At 68.6% G+C, this 18,941-nt stretch carries 15 protein-coding genes; 9 read left to right on the forward strand and 6 right to left on the reverse strand.

What is annotated here, in order from left to right:
* Positions 1-193 precede the first annotated feature (193 nt).
* From J2850_RS20365 to uxuA, 7 genes are all read left to right on the forward strand, one after another.
* Entirely contained in the window at positions 194-961 is a 768-nt protein-coding gene (locus J2850_RS20365) for a GntR family transcriptional regulator (RefSeq protein WP_209985441.1), read from the forward strand.
* A 115-nt stretch (positions 962-1,076) separates the two neighbouring features.
* The gene (locus tag J2850_RS20370; protein ID WP_209985444.1) at positions 1,077-2,558 is read left to right on the forward strand and encodes a mannitol dehydrogenase family protein; all 1,482 of its coding nucleotides are present in this window, start codon (positions 1,077-1,079) and stop codon (positions 2,556-2,558) included.
* A gap of 44 nt (positions 2,559-2,602) precedes the next feature.
* Positions 2,603-3,631, forward strand: coding sequence for a Zn-dependent oxidoreductase (locus tag J2850_RS20375; protein WP_209985447.1), 1,029 nt, complete (start codon positions 2,603-2,605; stop codon positions 3,629-3,631).
* Positions 3,632-3,702: 71 nt separating this feature from the next.
* The gene (locus J2850_RS20380; protein WP_209985450.1) at positions 3,703-4,728 is read left to right on the forward strand and encodes a TRAP transporter substrate-binding protein; all 1,026 of its coding nucleotides are present in this window, start codon (positions 3,703-3,705) and stop codon (positions 4,726-4,728) included.
* Positions 4,729-4,926: 198 nt separating this feature from the next.
* Positions 4,927-5,430, forward strand: coding sequence for a TRAP transporter small permease (locus J2850_RS20385; RefSeq protein ID WP_209985452.1), 504 nt, complete (start codon positions 4,927-4,929; stop codon positions 5,428-5,430).
* Entirely contained in the window at positions 5,430-6,704 is a 1,275-nt protein-coding gene (locus tag J2850_RS20390) for a TRAP transporter large permease (RefSeq protein WP_209985455.1), read from the forward strand. Before J2850_RS20385 ends, J2850_RS20390 begins: the two co-directional genes overlap by 1 nt.
* A 53-nt stretch (positions 6,705-6,757) precedes the next feature.
* A complete protein-coding gene (gene uxuA, locus J2850_RS20395) occupies positions 6,758-7,954 on the forward strand; it encodes a mannonate dehydratase (protein WP_209985458.1) in 1,197 nt (398 codons plus the stop codon).
* A gap of 67 nt (positions 7,955-8,021) precedes the next feature.
* On the opposite strand, the gene J2850_RS20400 is transcribed toward uxuA, so the two are convergent.
* Complete coding sequence (locus tag J2850_RS20400) at positions 8,022-8,432, reverse strand: bacteriohemerythrin (protein ID WP_209985461.1); 411 nt, start codon at positions 8,430-8,432, stop codon at positions 8,022-8,024.
* A gap of 181 nt (positions 8,433-8,613) precedes the next feature.
* Between J2850_RS20400 and J2850_RS20405 the strand changes: the two genes are divergently transcribed.
* On the forward strand, positions 8,614-9,372 hold the full coding sequence (locus J2850_RS20405; protein WP_209985464.1) for a Fic family protein: 759 nt from the start codon (positions 8,614-8,616) through the stop codon (positions 9,370-9,372).
* 35 nt (positions 9,373-9,407) lie between these two features.
* Here the strand turns inward: J2850_RS20405 and J2850_RS20410 are convergent, their stop codons facing one another.
* Positions 9,408-10,166 carry an AraC family transcriptional regulator gene (locus tag J2850_RS20410; RefSeq protein WP_209985467.1) on the reverse strand — a complete coding sequence of 253 codons (759 nt, stop codon included), beginning with the start codon at positions 10,164-10,166 and terminating at the stop codon, positions 9,408-9,410.
* A gap of 338 nt (positions 10,167-10,504) precedes the next feature.
* Between J2850_RS20410 and leuA the strand changes: the two genes are divergently transcribed.
* A complete protein-coding gene (gene leuA / locus J2850_RS20415) occupies positions 10,505-12,172 on the forward strand; it encodes a 2-isopropylmalate synthase (protein WP_209985470.1) in 1,668 nt (555 codons plus the stop codon).
* A 136-nt stretch (positions 12,173-12,308) separates the two neighbouring features.
* On the opposite strand, the gene J2850_RS20420 is transcribed toward leuA, so the two are convergent.
* The 4 genes from J2850_RS20420 to spbR all read right to left on the reverse strand — a co-directional run bounded on the left by J2850_RS20420 (position 12,309) and on the right by spbR (position 18,778).
* Positions 12,309-13,979 carry a CocE/NonD family hydrolase gene (locus J2850_RS20420; protein WP_209985473.1) on the reverse strand — a complete coding sequence of 557 codons (1,671 nt, stop codon included), beginning with the start codon at positions 13,977-13,979 and terminating at the stop codon, positions 12,309-12,311.
* Between the two features lie 472 nt (positions 13,980-14,451).
* Positions 14,452-16,221, reverse strand: a complete 1,770-nt coding sequence (ade, locus tag J2850_RS20425; RefSeq protein WP_246513277.1) for an adenine deaminase — start codon at positions 16,219-16,221, stop codon at positions 14,452-14,454.
* Positions 16,222-16,319: 98 nt separating this feature from the next.
* Positions 16,320-17,645 (reverse strand): PAS domain-containing sensor histidine kinase, encoded by a 1,326-nt coding sequence (locus J2850_RS20430; protein ID WP_209985476.1) that lies wholly within the window; start codon positions 17,643-17,645, stop codon positions 16,320-16,322.
* Positions 17,642-18,778, reverse strand: coding sequence for a SpbR family protein (spbR, locus tag J2850_RS20435; RefSeq protein WP_209985481.1), 1,137 nt, complete (start codon positions 18,776-18,778; stop codon positions 17,642-17,644). The genes J2850_RS20430 and spbR overlap by 4 nt, the downstream gene beginning before the upstream one ends.
* Positions 18,779-18,941 lie beyond the last annotated feature (163 nt).

The raw sequence follows: 18,941 nt of genomic DNA on the forward strand, positions 1-18,941 counted from the left end.
GCTTGTGCGAAGGCTTTCCCACGGGACGGGGCGGCGCTATGCGACGTCGCATGGCATGCCCATGGAATGGCCCCTCCACCCGCCACCAAGGTGCGGGCTTGCTTCGCCACTAGTATGGTAGTATGCTTCTAATCTGTTCATCGCCCGGGCGGATCCGCAATCGCGGCGACCGGGCCGGAAAGGTGGCGTGACGATGCTGGACAAGATCGATGCGGAATCGAATGAGCCGATCGCGCGGCGTGTCTACCGGGTCCTGCGCAACGCCATCGTGACGATGCAGTTCCGTCCGGGCCAAGCCCTGTCGGAACAGGAGATCGCCGACCAGCTCGGCGTCAGCCGCCAGCCGGTGCGCGAGGCGTTCATCAAGCTGAGCGAAGGGGGGCTGCTCACCATCCGGCCGCAGCGCGGCACCTTCGTCGTCAAGATCTCCACCAAGCAGGTGCTCGACGCGCGCTTCGTTCGCGAGGCGGTCGAGACGGCGGTGGTGCGCAAGGTCTGCGAAACCATCTCCCCCGCCGGCCTGCGTGACCTGCGGGACAATGTGAAGGCGCAGTGGAGCTTTGCCGACGAACCCGACCCCGAACGTTTCCTGGAACTGGACGAGGCCTTCCACCGCGGGATCGCCGCCGGGGCCGACTGCGACTATGCTTGGCGCATCGTCGAGGAGACGAAGGCGCAGATGGATCGCGTCCGCTACCTCAGCGTCCCCTACGCCACGCCGATCCGCCGGCTGATCGCGCAGCACGAGGCGGTGCTGGACGCGATCTCGGCGCGCGATCCCGCCAGGGCCGAAGCCGCCATGGGACTGCACCTGCGCGAGATCCTGACCTCCCTGCCCGAACTGGAAGGCAAGTTCCCCGACCTGTTCAGCCACGAGGAGGCCGCCGTGCCGCCGCCGAAGCCGCGTGGCCGCGCCCGGTCCGGCGCATCCCTTCGCGCCCGGGCGGCCGCGCAGCAATGACGGAGCAGATTTGATTGGGGCGATCGACAATCAGCGTTGTCATCCTCCCTGCCTGGCGGCATACTACCATACAAGGATGTGATCCGAAGGTCCGCCAGGAAGGAATCAGCCCCTCATGCCCTCTGCCGCCCGTTTGAGCAGCATCAACCTCGCCACTCTCCCGCCGCAGGTGAAGCGGCCGGCCTATGACCGCGAGGCGCTCGACATCGGGATCGTCCATCTCGGCGTCGGGGCGTTCCAGCGCGCCCATCAGGCCGCCTACATCGATGCGCTGCTCGCCCGCAGCGTCGGTCCCTGGGGCGTTGCCGGCGTCAGCCTGCGCAGTCCGGACACCCGCGACGCCCTGGAGCCGCAGGACGGCCTCTACACGATGGCGGTGCGCGACGCCGAGGGGGAGCGGCTGCAGGTCGTCGGCTGCCTTCGGGAACTGTTGGTGGCGCACGAGGATCCGGCGGCCGTTCTGGAGCTGATGGCGCGCCCGTCGGTCCGCATCGTCACCCTGACCGTCACCGAGAAGGGATATTGCCATGATCCGGCGACCGGCGCGCTGAACGAGGACCATCCCGACATCCGCCACGACCTTGCCGATCCCGCCGCTCCGCGCACCGCCATCGGTTTCATCGTCGAGGCGCTTGCCCGCCGCCGGGCTGCCGGGCTGCCCTCCTTCACCGTGCTGAGCTGCGACAACCTGCCGAGCAACGGCGACACCGTCGCCCGCATCCTGCGCCGGTTCGCCGAGCTGCGCGACGCGGACCTCGGCGCCTGGGTGGCTGCCGGCGTCGCTTGCCCCAACAGCATGGTCGACCGCATCGTGCCCGCCACCACCGAGGCCGACCGCGCCCGCGTGTCGGCAGCGCTGGGCGTATCGGACGCCTGGCCGGTGGTGACCGAGCCCTTCACCCAATGGGTGGTCGAGGACCGCTTCCCCGCCGGCCGCCCGGCCTGGGAAACGGTCGGCGTGGAGATGGTCGCCGACGTCCATCCCTATGAGACGATGAAGCTGCGGCTGCTGAACGGCAGCCACTCCACCATCGCCTATCTCGGCTACCTCGCGGGCTACGAGACGGTGTCCGACACCATGGCCGATCCGGCCTTCGCCACCCTGATCCGCAACCTGATGGACCGGGAAACCGGCCCGACGCTGCACATGCCTCCGGGTGCGGACCTGGACCATTACAAGGACGCGCTTATCACGCGCTTCCGCAATCCGGCGCTGCGCCACCGCACCTGGCAGATCGCGATGGACGGGACGCAGAAGCTGCCCCAGCGCCTGCTCAACCCGATCCGCGACAGGTTGGCGGCCGGCCGGCCGATAGACCGGCTGGCGCTCGGCGTCGCCGCCTGGATGCGCTATGTCACCGGCCTCGACGAGAAGGGGCAGCCGATCGACGTGCGCGACCCGCTGGCCCCCCGGCTGGCGGAGATCGCCGCCGCGTCGGGCGGCGCGCCCGACCGGCTGGCCGAGGCGCTGTTCGGCCTGACCGTGGTGTTCGGCGACGACCTGCCGCGCGACCCGCGCTTCACCGCCCCGACCGTCACGGCGCTGCGCCGTCTGTTCGCGGAGGGTGCACGCGCCGTTGTCGCGGCCACCGCCTGAACGGGCTCAAGAAAGCAACATCAGTTATAGGGAGAGTTCCCGTCGTGGTTGCCCTGACCGTCGAGAAGCCGCATGTGCTCGCCCTTCGCCCTGAAAGCGCCCCGGACGCCGCACCGGTCAAGTCCGGCGAGGTCCTGGTCCGCGTCCAGCGCGCCGGCATCTGCGGCTCGGATCTGCACATCTATCACGGCTCCAATCCCTTCGCGGTCTACCCCCGCGTGATCGGGCACGAGTTCGCCGGCACCGTCGAGGCGGTCGGTGACGGCGTGACCAATGTTGCGGCCGGCGATCACGTGGTGGTCGACCCGGTGGTGTCCTGCGGGCGCTGCTATGCCTGCCGGGCCGGACGCACCAACGTCTGCGCCAATCTGGAGGTGTTCGGGGTCCACCGCGACGGCGGTTTCCGCAACCATGTCCTGGTGCCTGCGGCGAATGCCGTCAAGGTGCGCTCCGATCTGCCCTTCTCGTTGGCCGCCCTGGCGGAGCCGCTGTCGATCGCCGCGAACGTGCTGTCGCGCACCGGCATCGGTGCCGACGACACGCTCCTGGTCTATGGCGCCGGCACGGTCGGTCTGACGGTGGTGCAGGTCGCAAAGCTGCACGGCGCCCGCTGCATCGTCGCCGATCTCGACGACAAGCGGCTGGAACGGGCAAGGGAGTTCGGTGCCGACGTCGTCCTCAATTCCTCGCGCGTGTCGGTGCCGGACGCGGTGCGCGACGAGAATGACGGGCTCGGCCCGACAGTGGTGATCGACGGCGCCGGCGTGCCGGCGCTGCTGGAGGAGGCCTGCCGCCTCGCCAGCCCGGCCGGGCGCATCGGCCTGCTGGGCTTCTCCCCCGCCCCCTGCAACATCAGCCAGCAGGAGATCGTGAAGAAGGAACTGACCCTGGTCGGTTCCCGCCTGAACCGCCGCCTGTTGCCGCAGGTGATCGATTGGCTGGAAAGCGGCAAGCTGAAGCCCGCCGCCATGATCACCCAGGTCTTCCCGATCGCCGACGCCGCGAGCGCCTTCGCCCTGATCGAAACTGACCCGTCCAGCACGATCAAGGTCCAGCTCGACTTCGAAAGTTGAGCGCCGACCAAGCTCCATCTTCTGCACAAAGGAAGGCGGGCCCGATCCGCCCATAACGGAGGAACACCACAATGAACAGCAAGACCCCGATCTCCCGCCGCACGCTCGCAAAGAGCATCGGCCTGGGCGCCGGAATCGCCGCCGGCGCAACGCTGCTGGGCGGCATCGCAGCACCGGCCATCGTTCGCGCGCAGGCGAAGACCACGCTGAAGCTCGGGCACCTCGGCAACGAGGACAATGTCTGGCACAAGGCCTCGTTGGTCTTCGCCGACGAGGTCGCCAAACGCACCAACGGCGCGGTCGAGGTCAAGGTGTTCCCCAACGAGCAGCTCGGCAAGGAAACCGACCTGATCAAGGGTATCCAGCTCGGCACCATCGACTTCACCATCACCGGCGAGTCCCTGCAGAACTGGGCGCCGGCCGCGGCACTGCTGGCGGTTCCCTACGCCATCCGCGACCTCGACCATCTCGACAAGGTCGTCACCGGCGAGCCGGGCAGGAAGATCGCCGAAGCCATCGAGCAGAAGACGCAGCTCGTGCCGCTGACCTATTTCGCCCGCGGCCCGCGCAACCTGACCAGCAAGCGCCCGATCAAGTCGCCGGATGAACTGAACGGCCTGAAGATGCGCGTCCCCAACGTGCCGCTGTTCGTGTCCTTCTGGCAGGGGCTGGGTGCCAAGCCGACGCCGATGGCCTTTTCCGAGGTCTTCACCGGCCTGCAGAACGACACCATCGAGGCACAGGAGAACCCGCTGGCCCTGATCAAGTCGGCCAGCTTCTACGAGGTCCAGAAGTACCTGAACCTGACCGAGCACGTCATCAGTTGGATCTATCTGGTCGGCGGCTCGAAGAAGTTGAACAAGATGCCGGCGGACCAGCGCACCGCCATCATGGAGGCCGCCAAGGCGGCCCAGGCCGCCGAGCGCAAGCTGTTCATCGAGGACGAAGCCAAGCTCGCCGCCGACCTGAAGGCCAAGGGCATGGAGTTCGTCACGGTCGACAAGGCCGCCTTCGCCGAGAAGGGCCGCCCGGCCGTCGTCGCGGCGCTGTCGCCCGAGATCAAGCCGATCTACGACGAGATCCTCGCGGTCAAGTGAGCGGGGAGACTGCCTCCCTCTCCCGTCCCGGGAGAGGGAGGGGACCCACGACGTGGGGAGGGTGAGGGGTAGGGCAAAAATCCAGAACCGCATGGTTCCTTAGTTCACCCCTCACCCCTCCCACCGCTTCGCGGCGGGTCCCTCCCCTCTCCCGGGGCGGGAGAGGGTGTACTCCCCCAACCGCAAGAGTGCTTTCCAATGCGCAACGCCTTTGCCGCCCTGGTGTCGGCCGTCTCCGCCCTTTGCCGTTGGGGAACCCTGGCGGCCATCGGCGTCCTCATCGTCGTCGTGACCATCCAGGTGCTGGGCCGTGTGCCCGGCTTCCCCTCGCCGGCCTGGACCGAGGAGGTGGCCCGCTTCGCGCTGGTCCATCTCGTCGCCTTCTCCTGCGGGCTGGCCCTGCTGCGCGGCGAGCTGGTGAACGTCGACATGTTCATCCTGCTGCTGCCCACCCCCTTGCAGGCCGCGGTCGCCCGGCTGGTCGACGTGGCGATCCTGGTCTTCGCCATCGCCATCATCCCCGGCTCCTGGGACTATGTCGTCGGCAGCCTCGGCGAGCGGGCACGGTCCATCAACATGCCGATGATCTGGGTCTACGTGGTGACGCTGATCATCCCGGTGTCGCTCGCCTTCTTCTCCATCGCCCGGCTGGCCGGGCTCGGGCGCGATTCGGCGCCGCCCAGCCACGGGGAAACCATCTGATGGTCACCGCACTGTTCCTCACCTTCGCCATCCTGCTGATCCTGGGCGCGCCGGTCGGCATCGCGCTGGGCGGCGCATCGGCGGTCTATCTGGTCGGCAGCGACATCGACCTCGCGGTGGTGCCGCAGTTCATGTATGCGGGCATGGACAGCTTCGTCCTGCTCTGCATCCCCGGCTTCGTGCTGGCCGGCAACCTGATGAACGGCGGCGGCATCACCGACCAGATCGTGCTGTTCAGCAACCGGCTGGTCGGCCATATCCGCGGCGGCCTCGGCCTCGCCAACGTCACCGGGTCGATGGTGTTCGCCGGCATCTCCGGCACCGCAGTGGCGGAAACCGCCTCCATCGGCGCGGTGATGATCCCGGCGATGCGCAAGTCGGGCTACGACGCGCCCTTCGCCGCCGCGGTGACTGCCGCCGCCTCCACCGTCGGACCGATCATCCCGCCCAGCGTGCCGATGATCATCGTCGGCACGCTGACCGGCCTGTCGGTCGGCAAGATGTTCATGGCCGGCGCCGTCCCCGGCCTGCTGCTCGGCCTCGGCATGATGCTGACGGTGTGGATCCTGGCACGGGTGCGCAACTATCCGCGGGAGCCCTGGCAGGGCTTCGGCGCCCTGGTCCGCGCCAGCCGCGGCGCGTTCTGGGCGCTGCTGATGACGGCGATCATCCTGTTCGGCATCGTCGGCGGCTATTTCACCCCGACCGAAGCCTCGATCGTCTCGGCGATCTACGCCTTCGTCATCGGGCTGTTCGTCTACAAGGGCTTCACCCTGCGCCAGCTTCCCGGCATCCTGCTGGAGAGCGCCATCGGGTCGGGCGGGCTGATCCTGCTGGTCGGCCTCGCCAACGTCTTCGGCTGGATCCTGACCAGCGAGCAGATCCCTCAGGCCATCGCCGCCTCGATGCTGGCGCTGACCACCAACAAGTATCTCATCATCCTGCTGATCAACATCCTGCTGCTGATCGTCGGCACCTTCATGGAGACGATCGCGGCGCTGATCATCCTGTTCCCGCCGCTGCTGGCGGTGGCGACCCAGGTCGGCATCGACCCGATCCATTTCGCCACCTTCGCCGTGCTGAACCTGATGATCGGCCTGACCACCCCGCCGGTCGGCGTCTGCCTGTTCGTCGCCGCCAACATCGCGAAGATCTCGCTCGGCGCGATCACCAAGGCGATCTGGCCCTTCCTGCTCTGCAACATCCTGATCCTGTTCCTTGTCTCCTATGTGCCGGCCCTGTCGTTGTGGCTGCCCAACCTGCTGTTCCGCTGATCACCGTCGACGACACCCCAAATCCAAAAATCCCTCCAGAGGAGTTCGAAGCCATGGAACAGTCCTGGCGCTGGTTCGGTCCCGAAGACGCCATCAAGCTCAACCACATCCGTCAGGCCGGTGCGTCCGGCGTCGTCACCGCGCTGCACCACATCCCCTACGGCGTCGTCTGGTCGGTCGAGGAAATCCAGAAGCGCAAGGCGATGATCGAGTCCGACGAGGAACTCGGCCTGCGCTGGACCGTCACCGAAAGCCTTCCCATCCACGAGGCGATCAAGATCGGCGAAGGCGACCTCACGGAGCTTTTCGACAACTACCGCCAGTCGATGCGCAACCTCGCCGCCTGCGGCGTGACGACCATCTGCTACAACTTCATGCCGGTGTTGGACTGGACCCGTACCGAACTCGCCGCGGCGCTGCCGGGCGGCGGGACGTCACTGCGCTTCAACGCCTTCGAGCATGCGGCCTTCGATGTCTACATGCTGGAGCGTCCGGGCGCCGAGGAGGACCACTCGCCCGAGGTGCTGGCGCAGGCCAGGGAGTGGTTCGACCGCTCCTCCGAAAGCGACCGGGCCAAGCTGCTGTCGAACATCATGGCCGGCCTGCCGGGCGCCTACGACCGCTACGACATCCCCGGCCTGCGCCGGATGATCGCGCGCTTCAACGGCATGACCGCCGACGGCCTGCGCGAGACTCTGGCCCGCTTCCTGCGCGAGGTGATCCCGACCGCCGAAGAGGTCGGCATCCGCATGGCGATCCATCCCGACGACCCGCCCCGCCCGCTGTTCGGCCTGCCGCGCGTGGTCAGCACCGAGGACGACCTCGCCCACCTGATCAACGCCGTGAAGTCGCCCAGCAACGGCCTGACCTTCTGCACCGGCTCGCTCGGCGCCGGCCAGACCAACAACGTGCCGGCGATGGCCAAGCGCTTCGCCGAGGACATCCATTTCGTCCATCTGCGGAACGTCTCCAAGGAACTGGACGGGTCCTTCGAGGAGGCCGACCATCTCGACGGCGACGTCGACATGGTGTCGGTCGTCACCACCCTGCTGGAGGAGCAGAAGCGCCGCCAGGACGCCGGCAAGGACAACTGGCGCCTGCCCTTCCGCCCCGACCACGGGCACGAGTTGCTGGATGACGTCGGCAAGCCGACGCACCCCGGCTACCCGATGATCGGCCGGCTGCGCGGCCTGGCGGAGATCCGCGGCGTGATGACGGCCGTCGCGGCGCTGCGCGGCCTGCCGGTGTAAACGGAGCGATTGCCCTTCCCCGGCCCTTCCCGGGGCTGCGGGAAGGGCAACCGGGAACGGGAGCGGTCTACCGACCCGCCGCCCCGGCGATATACGGCTTGTACCGGCTGTCCGTCTGCTGGATGTGGTCCACGAACCAGTCCTTCAGCAGCAGGATCAGGTCCATACGCAGCATCGTCGGATTGTCCCCCTCGATGTCGCGCGCCAGCTTCTCGACCTCGCCGGCGAAATAGCGGTGGGCGGCGAGATGCCCTTCCAGTCCCGGATAACGGCCGCGCTCCATCATCGCCTCTTCCCGGGCGAAATGGACGGCGACATAGTCGCGGAGGCTCGTCAGCAGTCCGGACAGCTCCTCCCGGTTGTCGGGCGTGATGCCGCTGTCCAGCAGGCCGTTGAACAGGTCGAGCAGACGCCGGTGCTCGTCGTCGAGGACAGGCACGCCGACACTCATGGATTCGTCCCAGACGACGTAGCTCATCGCAGCGATCTCCTCCGCGCATCCCGTCGTTTCAAGCGGTTGCGGCCGGCTGCCATCAGGTTGTGGGCCTCTTGACAGGGATCCTAAAACCGGCAACCGTGCCCGTCCAAGCGGCAAATCCCCGCAGGGGGCCGCCAGCCCCCTGTCACCCGGTCCTTATCCTCCTTCGACAGTGTGACCGATGACCCTGCTCGACGAGATCGCGGAGAAGAAGCGGGCGCTGGACGCGGCCAGGCCCCTGCCGCAGGCGGCCGTGCACGCGATCGCCGACCGCTTCGAACTGGACCTGACGGTCGCCGCCGTGGCGCTGGAGGATCTGCCGGTCAAGCCGGTGGACGTGAAGGCGATCCTGGAACGCGGCACCATCCTGCGCCACCGGCCGGCGGCCGAGCAGCGGTTCGTCCTGAACCACCGCGGCGCGCTGGAACTGATGGCCAGGCTCTCCTTCGACCCGTCTGGCGCCGTGACGGAACGCACCATCGCCGCGTTCCACAGCGTCCTTTGCCACGGCATCGATGAGGCCGCAGGAAAGTACCGCGACGGCCCGCTGGCCGACGATGCGGCGGAGGCGGCGCCCGATCCGGCCAAGCTGCGTGTCGCGATGTCGGCCCTGTCGACCTGGATGCGCAAGGCCGACGCCGTCCCCGAGACCGCCTTCGAGGCGCATCACCGGCTGAGCGCCATGCGTCCCTTCAGCACCGGCAACCGGGCGACCGCACTCCTGCTGTGCAACCTGATCCTCAACCGTGCCGGCTATCCGCCGGTGGTGGTGCGGCTCGAGGACCGCGACCAGTACCTCGACCTGGTGCAGCGCGCCTGGTCGGTGGGCGACAAGACGCCCTTCCGCGACCTGATGCTTCGCCTGCTGGCCCGGAGCCTGGAGTCCTGCCTCCAGGTCGCTGCCAGGAAGCCGGTGGAACCGGGCACCCCGGCCCGCTAGCGAATCCTGCAGTCCTCTCCGGCGGGAGGCGGTGCTCACGCACCCGCCGGGCTCGCGAAATAGTCGGTCGGCGACCGCCCGAGTGAGCGCCGGAACATCGCGGAAAAGGCGCTCGGGCTTTCGTATCCGCAAGCGAGCGCGACGCTCAGGATCGACTGCCCATCCGCAAGCAGCGACAACGCATGCAGCAGGCGCGCCTGCTGGCGCCAACGGGCGAGGCTCATGCCGGTTTCGCGCTGGAAACGGCGCATGAAGCTCGACCGGCTCATATGCAGGTCGGCCGCCGCCGTTTCCAGGGAAACCGCGAGGGCGGGTTCGTTCCGCAACCGCTCGCAGAAGCGCGCGAGTTGCGCGTGCCGGGGGGTGGGCAGGTTGAGCGGCTCCACCGGCAGGAACGACAGCTCCAGAAGCAGGAGCCGCGTGACGGCTTGGCAGAAGTCCGGCTCCCTCGGCGCGCCCGCCAGTGCGGCCAAGCGCAGGATCAGTTCGCGCAGCAGCGGCGTCACCTCCACCACGGCGCAGGCGCCGGGCAGCCCCTGCGCCTCCGCCGCGTCGATCAGCAGGGCACGGAACCGCACGGCGGCATGGCTCCTGGTCTCATGCTCGATGCCCGCGGGCACCCAGACCGCACGGCTCGGCGGCACGACCCATGTGCCCTGCGCCGTCGTGACCGCCACCACCCCGGTGATGGCATGGATGAGCTGCGCCTGGTCGTGCCGATGCGAAATGCTGGCAAAGCGGTGGGCATCGCGGCTGACGACGGTGATCTGATCGGTAGCGGCCGGCCCCGCCATTGCGCACTCTGACCCTCTCGCGACGATGAAAGCTCCCCGCGCGCGAGATTATCACCGCCAGCCGGTGTAATGAAAACCCCTCTTGGAACCGATACAGATCAGAACACGCCCCCAATGGCCGACACCGCCTTCGCCATCAGCCGGCATCGCCGGCAACGCCTTGCGGCCATGGCCGCCATCGGCGGCGCATGCGGTCACGGCCGGTACGGTTCCACACGGATGGGCCTCCTTTGCACCGCGCCGCGACTTATCGGCGGTCGCCGGGACTGACGGCATCCTGGCGGCCGTATGCAGCCGTGTCCGCTTGTCCCCGCTCCCGCGTGCATTGGAAATCGACCATGCTGAAAAACCCGGATACCAAATACCGTCCCTTCATCACTCCCGTCGACCTGCCGGACAGGCGATGGCCGTCCCGGCGCCTGACCGCCGCGCCGCGCTGGCTGTCCACCGATCTGCGCGACGGCAACCAGGCGCTGGCCAACCCCATGGGGTCGGAGCGCAAGCAGCGCTTCTACGACATGCTGGTCGCCATCGGCTTCAAGGAGATCGAGGTCGCCTTCCCGTCCGCTTCGCAGACGGAGTTCGACTTCGTCCGGCACCTGATCGATGAGAACCGGATCCCGGAGGACGTGACGATCCAGGTGCTGACGCAGTCGCGGCGCGACCTGATCGCCCGGACGTTCGAGGCGCTCGACGGCGCACGGCATGCCACCGTCCACCTCTACAATGCCACCGCCCCCCTGTTCCGCCGCGTCGTCTTCGGCATGGATCGGCCGGAGATCGTGGCACTCGCCGTCTCCGGCGTCACCGCCATGCTCGACGAGAGCCTGAAGCGTCCGCAGACCGACTGGACCTTCCAGTATTCGCCGGAAACTTTCTGCTTCACCGAACCCGACTTCGCGCTGGAAATCTGCGAGCGCGTCCTCGACGTGTGGCAGCCGACGCCTCAGCGGCCGGTGATCCTGAACCTGCCGGCGACGGTAGAGGTCGCCATGCCGAACGTCTATGCCGACCAGATCGAGTGGTTCTGCCGCAACATTTCCCGGCGTGACTCCGTCATCGTCAGCGTACATCCCCACAACGACCGCGGCACCGGGGTCGCGGCGGCCGAGCAGGCGCTGCTGGCCGGTGCGGACCGTATCGAGGGATGCCTGTTCGGCAATGGCGAGCGGACGGGGAACGTCGATCTCGTGACCCTGGCGCTCAATCTCTACACCCAGGGGATCGATCCCGGCCTGTCCTTCCCGGCGATGCGCGAGATCGTCGGTACGGTCGAGAGCTGCATCGGGCTGCCGGTCCACCCCCGCCATCCCTATGCCGGCGAACTGGTGCACACCGCCTTCTCCGGCTCGCACCAGGACGCCATCCGCAAGGGCTTCGCCGCGCATGAACGGCGCAACGACGGCATCTGGGAGATGCCCTACCTGCCGATCGATCCGGCCGACATCGGCGAAACCTACGAAGCCGTCATCCGCGTCAACAGCCAGTCGGGCAAGGGCGGCGTCGCCTGGGTCATCGAACAGGACCGCGGCATGAGGCTGCCGAAGCGCCTGCAGGCGGACTTCAGCGCGCATGTCCAGGCGCTGGCGGACGGCACCGGCCGGGAACTGGAGGCTGCCGACATCTGGGCGTGCTTCGAGAGCCGGTATCTGCCGCGTCTGGCCGACCGCTTCATGCTGGTGGATCATGAGGAGCGTGGCGCGGCCGGCCGGCGCCTGTTCGTCGGCCGCGTGGCGGTCGACGGCGCGGTCCGCTCGATCTCCGGGCACGGCAACGGCCTGATCTCGGGGGTCGTCGCTGCCCTGGAAGCGGCTGGCGGACCGTCGCTTGACGTCGTGGACTACCAGGAACATGCAATCAGCCGCGGTGCCGATGCGCAGGCGGCGGCTTATGTCGAATGCCGCACCGCCGACGGCCGCGCCGTCTTCGGCGTCGGCATCGATCCGGATGTCGCCACCGCCTCGGTCAGGGCGGTTCTGAGCGCCGCCAACCGCACCTGCGCCTGAGCGCGGGTGCGCCGCCGGACCGCAAGCCGGCGGACTGGAGTGTGATCGGTTCAAGCGGGATCGCTTGAAGCGTAACTCACACGGAAAACCAAAAGCTTAGAGTCCGTCTGGTGATTCAATGAGCATCAGACGGACTCTAAGCCATCCCGGCGGCCAGCCGCAGCCGGGATGGCCGGTCGGGGCCGCTGTGGATCAGCAGCGTGATCGGCAGCGCGTCCACCCGGCGGGTCTCGCCGGGTTCGGCACCGGTGCCGGGATTGACCGGGTAGGCAGGGAAGCAGGAGCCGGCGAGGCTGAGCCGCAGCGCCGATCCCGGTGCCAGCGTGGCGCAGGCTGCCCGCATGCCGATGGTCAACGGCCGGGTCGGATCGCCGGGCTCCACCCGCGCATGCCCCTGCGTCAGTGCCAGCACCTGGCCATCGGGACGGACCACCGACAGCACGGCGCTGACATCGAAGGACGGCGCGTCGGCCTCCACCCACAGGTCGAGCGCGACCCGGCCGGCCAGGATCAGCGGCTCCTCCAGGGGAAGGCTGGTGTAAACGGCGACATCGTGGCGGCGGTCGACGGCAGCACGGTCGCACCGGCCGGCCGAGGACGGCATCGCATGGCCGCCGACCGACGGCACCGGGCACCGTGGATCATGCACCACCACGTCGAGCGCCTCCAGGTCGGGCGGCTCGACGGCCAGCCTGCCGCCCTGGCGGTTGGCGAGCCCGTCGCTGGCCAGATGCAGCGCCGCGGCGGCCGGGGAAACCGACGGCAGGTCATGCCAGCGACCGCTTTCGACATCATGCAGGCGCACCGGGCCGCCGCGATCGGCCATGCTCCCTTCGCCCTTCAGCACGCGGTCGAACCAGGGCAATTGCAGGCCGTCGAGGTCCGGCAATCCGTCCGGCGCGCCATCCGGCAAGGCCGCCGGGCCGACGGCTCCCCAGGGTCCGACAACCAGCCGCACCGGAGCCCGTCCGCGCGCCGCCAGTGCTTCGTGAGCGTCGAGGATGCCGGCCAGCCGCGGGTCGTACCAGCCGCCCAACTGCAGGACGGCGACGTCGGCCGCCATGCCGGGCAGCATGGCCCGGGGCGACAGCGCGTCCCAGGCCGGGCCGGGCAGCGGATTGGTCAGCCAGTCGTCGTAATGGGAATAACGCGCGTAATCGCGCAACGCCTGCGGCCGCGACGGGATCTCGTCGTCGACCGGCAGGGCGCGGACGGCGTCCGACAACAGGCGGTGGCCGGTGCCGTCCTCCACCCGCCGGGCGGACTCCGCCGCGGCCGCCAAGGCCCAGCCCATGGCGTCGGCTAACCGGAAGGCTCCACCCTCGTAGGCCCAATCGGAATAGACGTCCCAGCCGGCGAAGGCCGGCGCGATCGCCCGCAAGGCCGACGGAGCCTCGGCCATGGCCAGCCATTGCGCCATGCCGGCATAGCCGCGGCCGTACATTCCGACCGAACCGGAAGAACCAGGCAGCGAGGCCGCCCAGGCGACGGCGTCGGCACCATCCTCCCGCTCGGCCTCGAAGGGACGGAACCGGCCATCCGACGTACCGCGGCCACGCACGTCCTGCACCACCACGACGTAGCCGCGGGCAGCGTACCAGCGCGGATGCGCGTAATGGCTGGTCTCGCAGACGCGCCGGCCGCAGGCCGTGCGCAGCAGCAGCACCGGCCAGGTTCCGGCAGCGTCGGGGCGGTAGAGATCGGCGTCGAGGCGGATCCCGTCACGCGTCCGCATCGACACCGTCTCCGGCGGGCGGACCGGCAGCAGGGCGTGGGATAGATGGATCATCGGGGCCAGATGGGTCATGGCGGAATCGGACTCGCTCGATGACGGTCTTCGCTAGATATGTCCCCGAGGCAAAGCCCGTGCCACGGGGGCATCATGCCGCACATGTCATCCCATCGGGTCCGGCGCCCCCCTGCAGGGATGACCGTTCTCAGCCGGAATACCGCGACGGAATGGCACCCATCCTCACCCCGAACTGCCTCATGACGGAGCGGCGGCATCGGTTTCCGAAGGTCCGCCCGGTGCGGAGCCGGTGCGCCACCCCACCGACTGCCCCTCCGGCGAAAGTGGGAGGCCAGGCATTTCAATCACGTGGGCCGGAAGTTCACCCCGCTTCCTCGGGAGATGACGGCCGGGGACACCGTGGGGGAGGGGCATGCGCCGCGCATCCCGGCGAAAGACCCGCAACGCCTTTGCGGCACTGGCGGGCCTGCCACTCTCCTCATCCGCAGGGCAACCAAGCGACTGCCGCTTTTTCATGCACCCCGATCAATCAGGCGGCAATCAGCTCGAAGCGATCGACATCGACCATGCCGCGGTCGGTGATCTTCAGATGTGGAATCACCGGCAGCGGCAGGAAGGCCAGTTGCAGGAACGGCTCGGCCAACGGGCAACCCATGGCGCGCACTGCGGCGCGCAGCGCGCGCAGCTTCACCTCCACCGCCTCATACGGTTCCAGGCTCATCAGGCCGGCGAGCGGCAGCGCCAGTTCGCCGAGGATCCGTCCGTCGCGGACGGCGACGAAGCCTCCCTGGAGGTCGATCAGCCGGTTGACCGCCACCGCCATGTCGGCATCGTTCGACCCGACGGTACAGATGTTGTGGCTGTCATGGCCGACCGACGAGGCCAGCGCCCCGTCGGCGAAGCCGAATCCCTGGACGAAGCCCCGTCCGACGTTGCGGTTGCTGCCGTGACGGGCGAAGACGCAGACCTTCAGCAGGTCGCGCGCCGGATCGGCGACCATCCGTCCGCCCACCGCCGGCACCTCGATCCGACGGTGCTCGGTCAGGATCTTCCCCGGTTCCAGCCCGATCACCGATTGCACCGATCCACCGGCCGGCACCGCGAAATCGTCCACCGTGACCGGATCAAGCTTCACCGAGTCGAGACCAACCGGCGCCACCGCCGGCCGGCCGCCGAAACTGTGCTCGCCGACCACCCGGCCGTTGCGGATCACCCGGTTGACCGCGCACTCCTCCAGGTCGTCGAGCAGGACGAGGTCGGCGCGGTGCCCCGGCGCCACCAGACCGCGGTCGTACAGGCGGAAACCGCGGGCCGCCGACCATGTGGCGGCGCGGTAGACGTGGGCGACCGGCGCACCGAGGCGGATGGCGCTGCGGATCAGGTGATCCATGTGCCCCTCCTCGGCAATGTCGAGCGGGTTGCGGTCGTCGGTGCAGAAGCCGAGGAAGGGGGAGGTTTCCGGCCCGATCACCTCGGCCAGCGCATGGACGTCCTTCGACACCGAGCCGTCGCGGATCAGGACCTGCATGCCCTTGCGCAGCTTCTCCATCGCCTCGGCGGCGCTGGTGGTTTCGTGGCAGTTGCGGATGCCGCAGGACAGATAGGCGTTCAGCTCCTTCCCGGTCATCAGCGGCGCATGGCCGTCGATGTGGCGGCCCTCGAAGGCGGCCAGCTTGTCGAGGACGCCATCGACCTTATGGAAGACCCCGGGGAAGTTCATGAACTCGGCAAGGCCCAGCACGCGGGGATGGTCCATGTGGCGGATCAGGTCCGGCGCCTCCAGCCGCGCGCCCGAGGTCTCAAGCTCGGTGGCCGGCACGCAGGAGGAAAGCTGTACGAACAGATCCAGCGCGGTGCCCTCGGCGCTGTCGAGGAAATAGCGCAACCCCCGCTCGCCGAGGACATTGCAGATTTCGTGCGGATCGCAGATGGCGGTGGTGGTGCCGCGCGGCAGGACGCAGCGGTCGAACTCCTGCGGGGTGACGCAGGTGGATTCGCAGTGGACGTGGGTGTCGATGAAGCCGGGGACCACCGTCAGCCCGCGACCGTCGATCTCCTCCACGCCGTCGTAGCTGTCATAGGTGCCGACGATGACGTCGCCGCAAACGGCGATGTCGCCCTCCGCGATCTCCCCCGTCACGACGTTGAGGAAGCGCGTGTCCTTGATGACCAGATCGGCCCTCGCCTCGCCGAGGGCCTGCCCGATGCGCGCCTTCAGCCGCTCGCGGCCTGCCGTCAAATTCAGGCTGGCCAAATCCCGGCTGGCCAAATCCCGATCAGCCCGATCCCGTCCGGCCATGTCCCGCTCCGCCTGTCGTGTACGCATGGATTGCAAGGTGGCCCGCAGCGTCGCAGCGTGCAAGCGGCGATCGCCGCCGCCATGGCGACGCCGTTCCGCTATTCGCCGTCATAGGGCGGAGCGACCGGCAGGCGCACGCTGACCGTGGTGCCTTCGCCCTCGCGGCTGCGGATATCGAGCGTGCCGTTCAATAGCTCGACGAAGGATCGAACGAGCGGCAGCCCGAGCCCGGTGCCGCCCGACCGGCGGGACAGTTGGCTGTCGACCTGGCCGAAGGGCTGCAGCGCGATGGCGATGCCCTCGGCGTTCATGCCGATGCCGGTGTCCGCGACCTCGATCAGCACATGGCCGAGGCCGCCGCCCGCCACCGGGTCGGGACGGACCCGCAGCGTGATGGATCCGCCCTGGCCGGTGAACTTCACGGCATTGGACAGCAGGTTCAGCAGGATCTGCTTCACCCGCACGGGATCGCCCAGCAGGTGCGGCGTGCCGACGGCGATGTCCTGCACCAGCGTCAGCCCGCCTTCCTCCGCCCGTTCGGCGATCAGCAGCAGCGAGCTTTCGACAGCATCGCGGACGTCCATCGGCTGCGGATAGAGATCCAGTTTCCCCGCCTCGATCTTGGCGACGTCCAGGATGTCGCTGATGACGGCCAGCAGGTGCTGGCTCGATTTGCCGATCACCTTGGCGTAGTCGAGGTACTTGGGATGGCCGAGCGGCCCGACGATCTCGCTCTCCATCATCGAGGAAAAGCCGATGATGGCGTTCAGCGGCGTGCGCAGCTCGTGGCTCATGTTGGCCAGGAACTCGCTCTTGGCCCGGTTGGCCAGTTCGGCCTGCTCCTTGGCGTGGATCAGCGCCTGTTCGGCACGGCGGCGCTCCTGCACCTCCTGCAGCAGGGCGCGGGTGCGCTCGGCCACCCGCGCCTCCAACTCGTCGCGCGCCTGCCGCAGCGCCAGCTCCGCCCTCTTCCGGCGGGTGATGTCCTGGCCGACGCAGAGGATGCCGGACGCCATGCCGTCGCCGGCCGGCAGCCGGTTCAGGTTCCACAGCAGCACGCGCTCGCCGTCGCCGCCGTCGGGCAGCACCTGCTCGAAGTTGCGGACCTCGGTGCCCTCGGCGGCAATGGCGAGCTGGGCGGCGAAGACGCCGGCCGGCCGCTGCCCCACCACCTCGATCCAGGGTTTGCCGATGGCGTTGCCGTCGATCCGGAAGGCGCGCTGGGCCTCACGGTTCGCTTCCTGCACGCGGCCATCGTCGCCCAACACCAGGATGATGCTGGCCGCCATCTGCACCAGCGACCGGAAGCGGGCATCGCCGGCCGGCATCCCACCCCGGCCCAGCGCCGCCTCCAGCTCGGCGATGCGCCGTTCCAGCCGGTGCACCGTTGCGAGCGGATCGTCGGAAGGAGTCCGCTCGGTCACGCCTCGGCGTTTTCCAGTTGCATGATGTCCCCGAGCTTGGCCAGCAGGAACTCCAGATCCTCGGGCGCCAGATCCTCGTACTGGGTCAGGATGCGTTCGATGACGCGCCGGCGGTGGCGGCCGCGATCGCCCTCTTCGCCGTCATACGGGGTTTCCTTCAGCACATCGATGGCGATGCGGCAGGCCGGCAGCAGGGCCGGCGGCAGCTTTGCCTTGTCGTAGAGGGACTTGAGCCCGAGCCTGCCGGCGTCATGGATCAGCAGCCGCGTATTGGTCAGCGGCACGTTCGCCAGACGCGCCATCGCCATCTCGAAGAAGCCGATGTCGCCGGTGCACAGCGAGCGGACCAGCAGCGACGGGGTCAGGCGCCCGGTACGGACGAGCTGGCTGACCAGCCGCTCCAGTGCCGCCTCGTCGCTTTCGCCGGTGAGCAGGGCGACGGTCGCGCGCTCCCGGCTCTGCAGGATCAGTTCGGAAGCCACCCGCGACGGCAGCTCGTGATGGGAGACGAGATGCTGGCGCAGCTTTTCCGACACCACGGCGACCAGCCGTTCGGCGATGGTGATCGGCAGGCGGCTGCGGTGAACCAGCGGCTCCTGCACCGCCTCGCTCCGGCCGAAACGGTCGATGACGCGTCCCAGGCTCTGCTCGCCGAGTTCGGCGCCCTCGTTGGCGACCAGGGCTGCGACCGCGGTTTCGGACCCGCTCTCGATCAAGGCGTCGGCGACGGCCGCGGGCACGTTTCCGCGCCGGGCGATGGCAGTGCTCTTGGCGTCCGTCCCCGAGCGCACGATCTCCACGAGATCCGCCGAGGTCAGCACGGTCGAGACGCTGAGCACCGGGATCGCCACCGCCTCGACGTCGCGGGCAAGCGTCAGCGCGACGTCGCGCGGCAGCGACGGGCTGGCCTTCAGGTTCTCCGCCAGGGTCTGGCGGACGCGCAGCACGGTGTCCTTGACCATCAGGCGGATGATGTCCTCCGCCAGTTGCCGCTCGGCGGCCGATAGGTCGATGCTGTCGAACTGGAGCGCGACCTTCGCGGCCAGATCCGTGCGGGTTGCCGGAGACGGATCCGCCAACAGGCGCACCACGTCGTCCCTGGTCAGATGACCGCTTGTGAAACCGTCGCTCATGGGTTCCGGACCCTTCCTGCCCTGGCCGTCTCCCGAGCCCGCCGGCTTGGCTGCGGATCTATGGGCGGAGACGTGTCCATGCCGCAGGATCTTCTGAAAGCGTTGAACCTTCCTTAACGCCCCGCAGTCATAGGCCGCCGGGCCAAGCCGGCCGGACCTGCGG

The sequence above is a fragment of the Azospirillum picis genome, from assembly GCF_017876115.1.
Lineage (GTDB): Bacteria > Pseudomonadota > Alphaproteobacteria > Azospirillales > Azospirillaceae > Azospirillum > Azospirillum picis.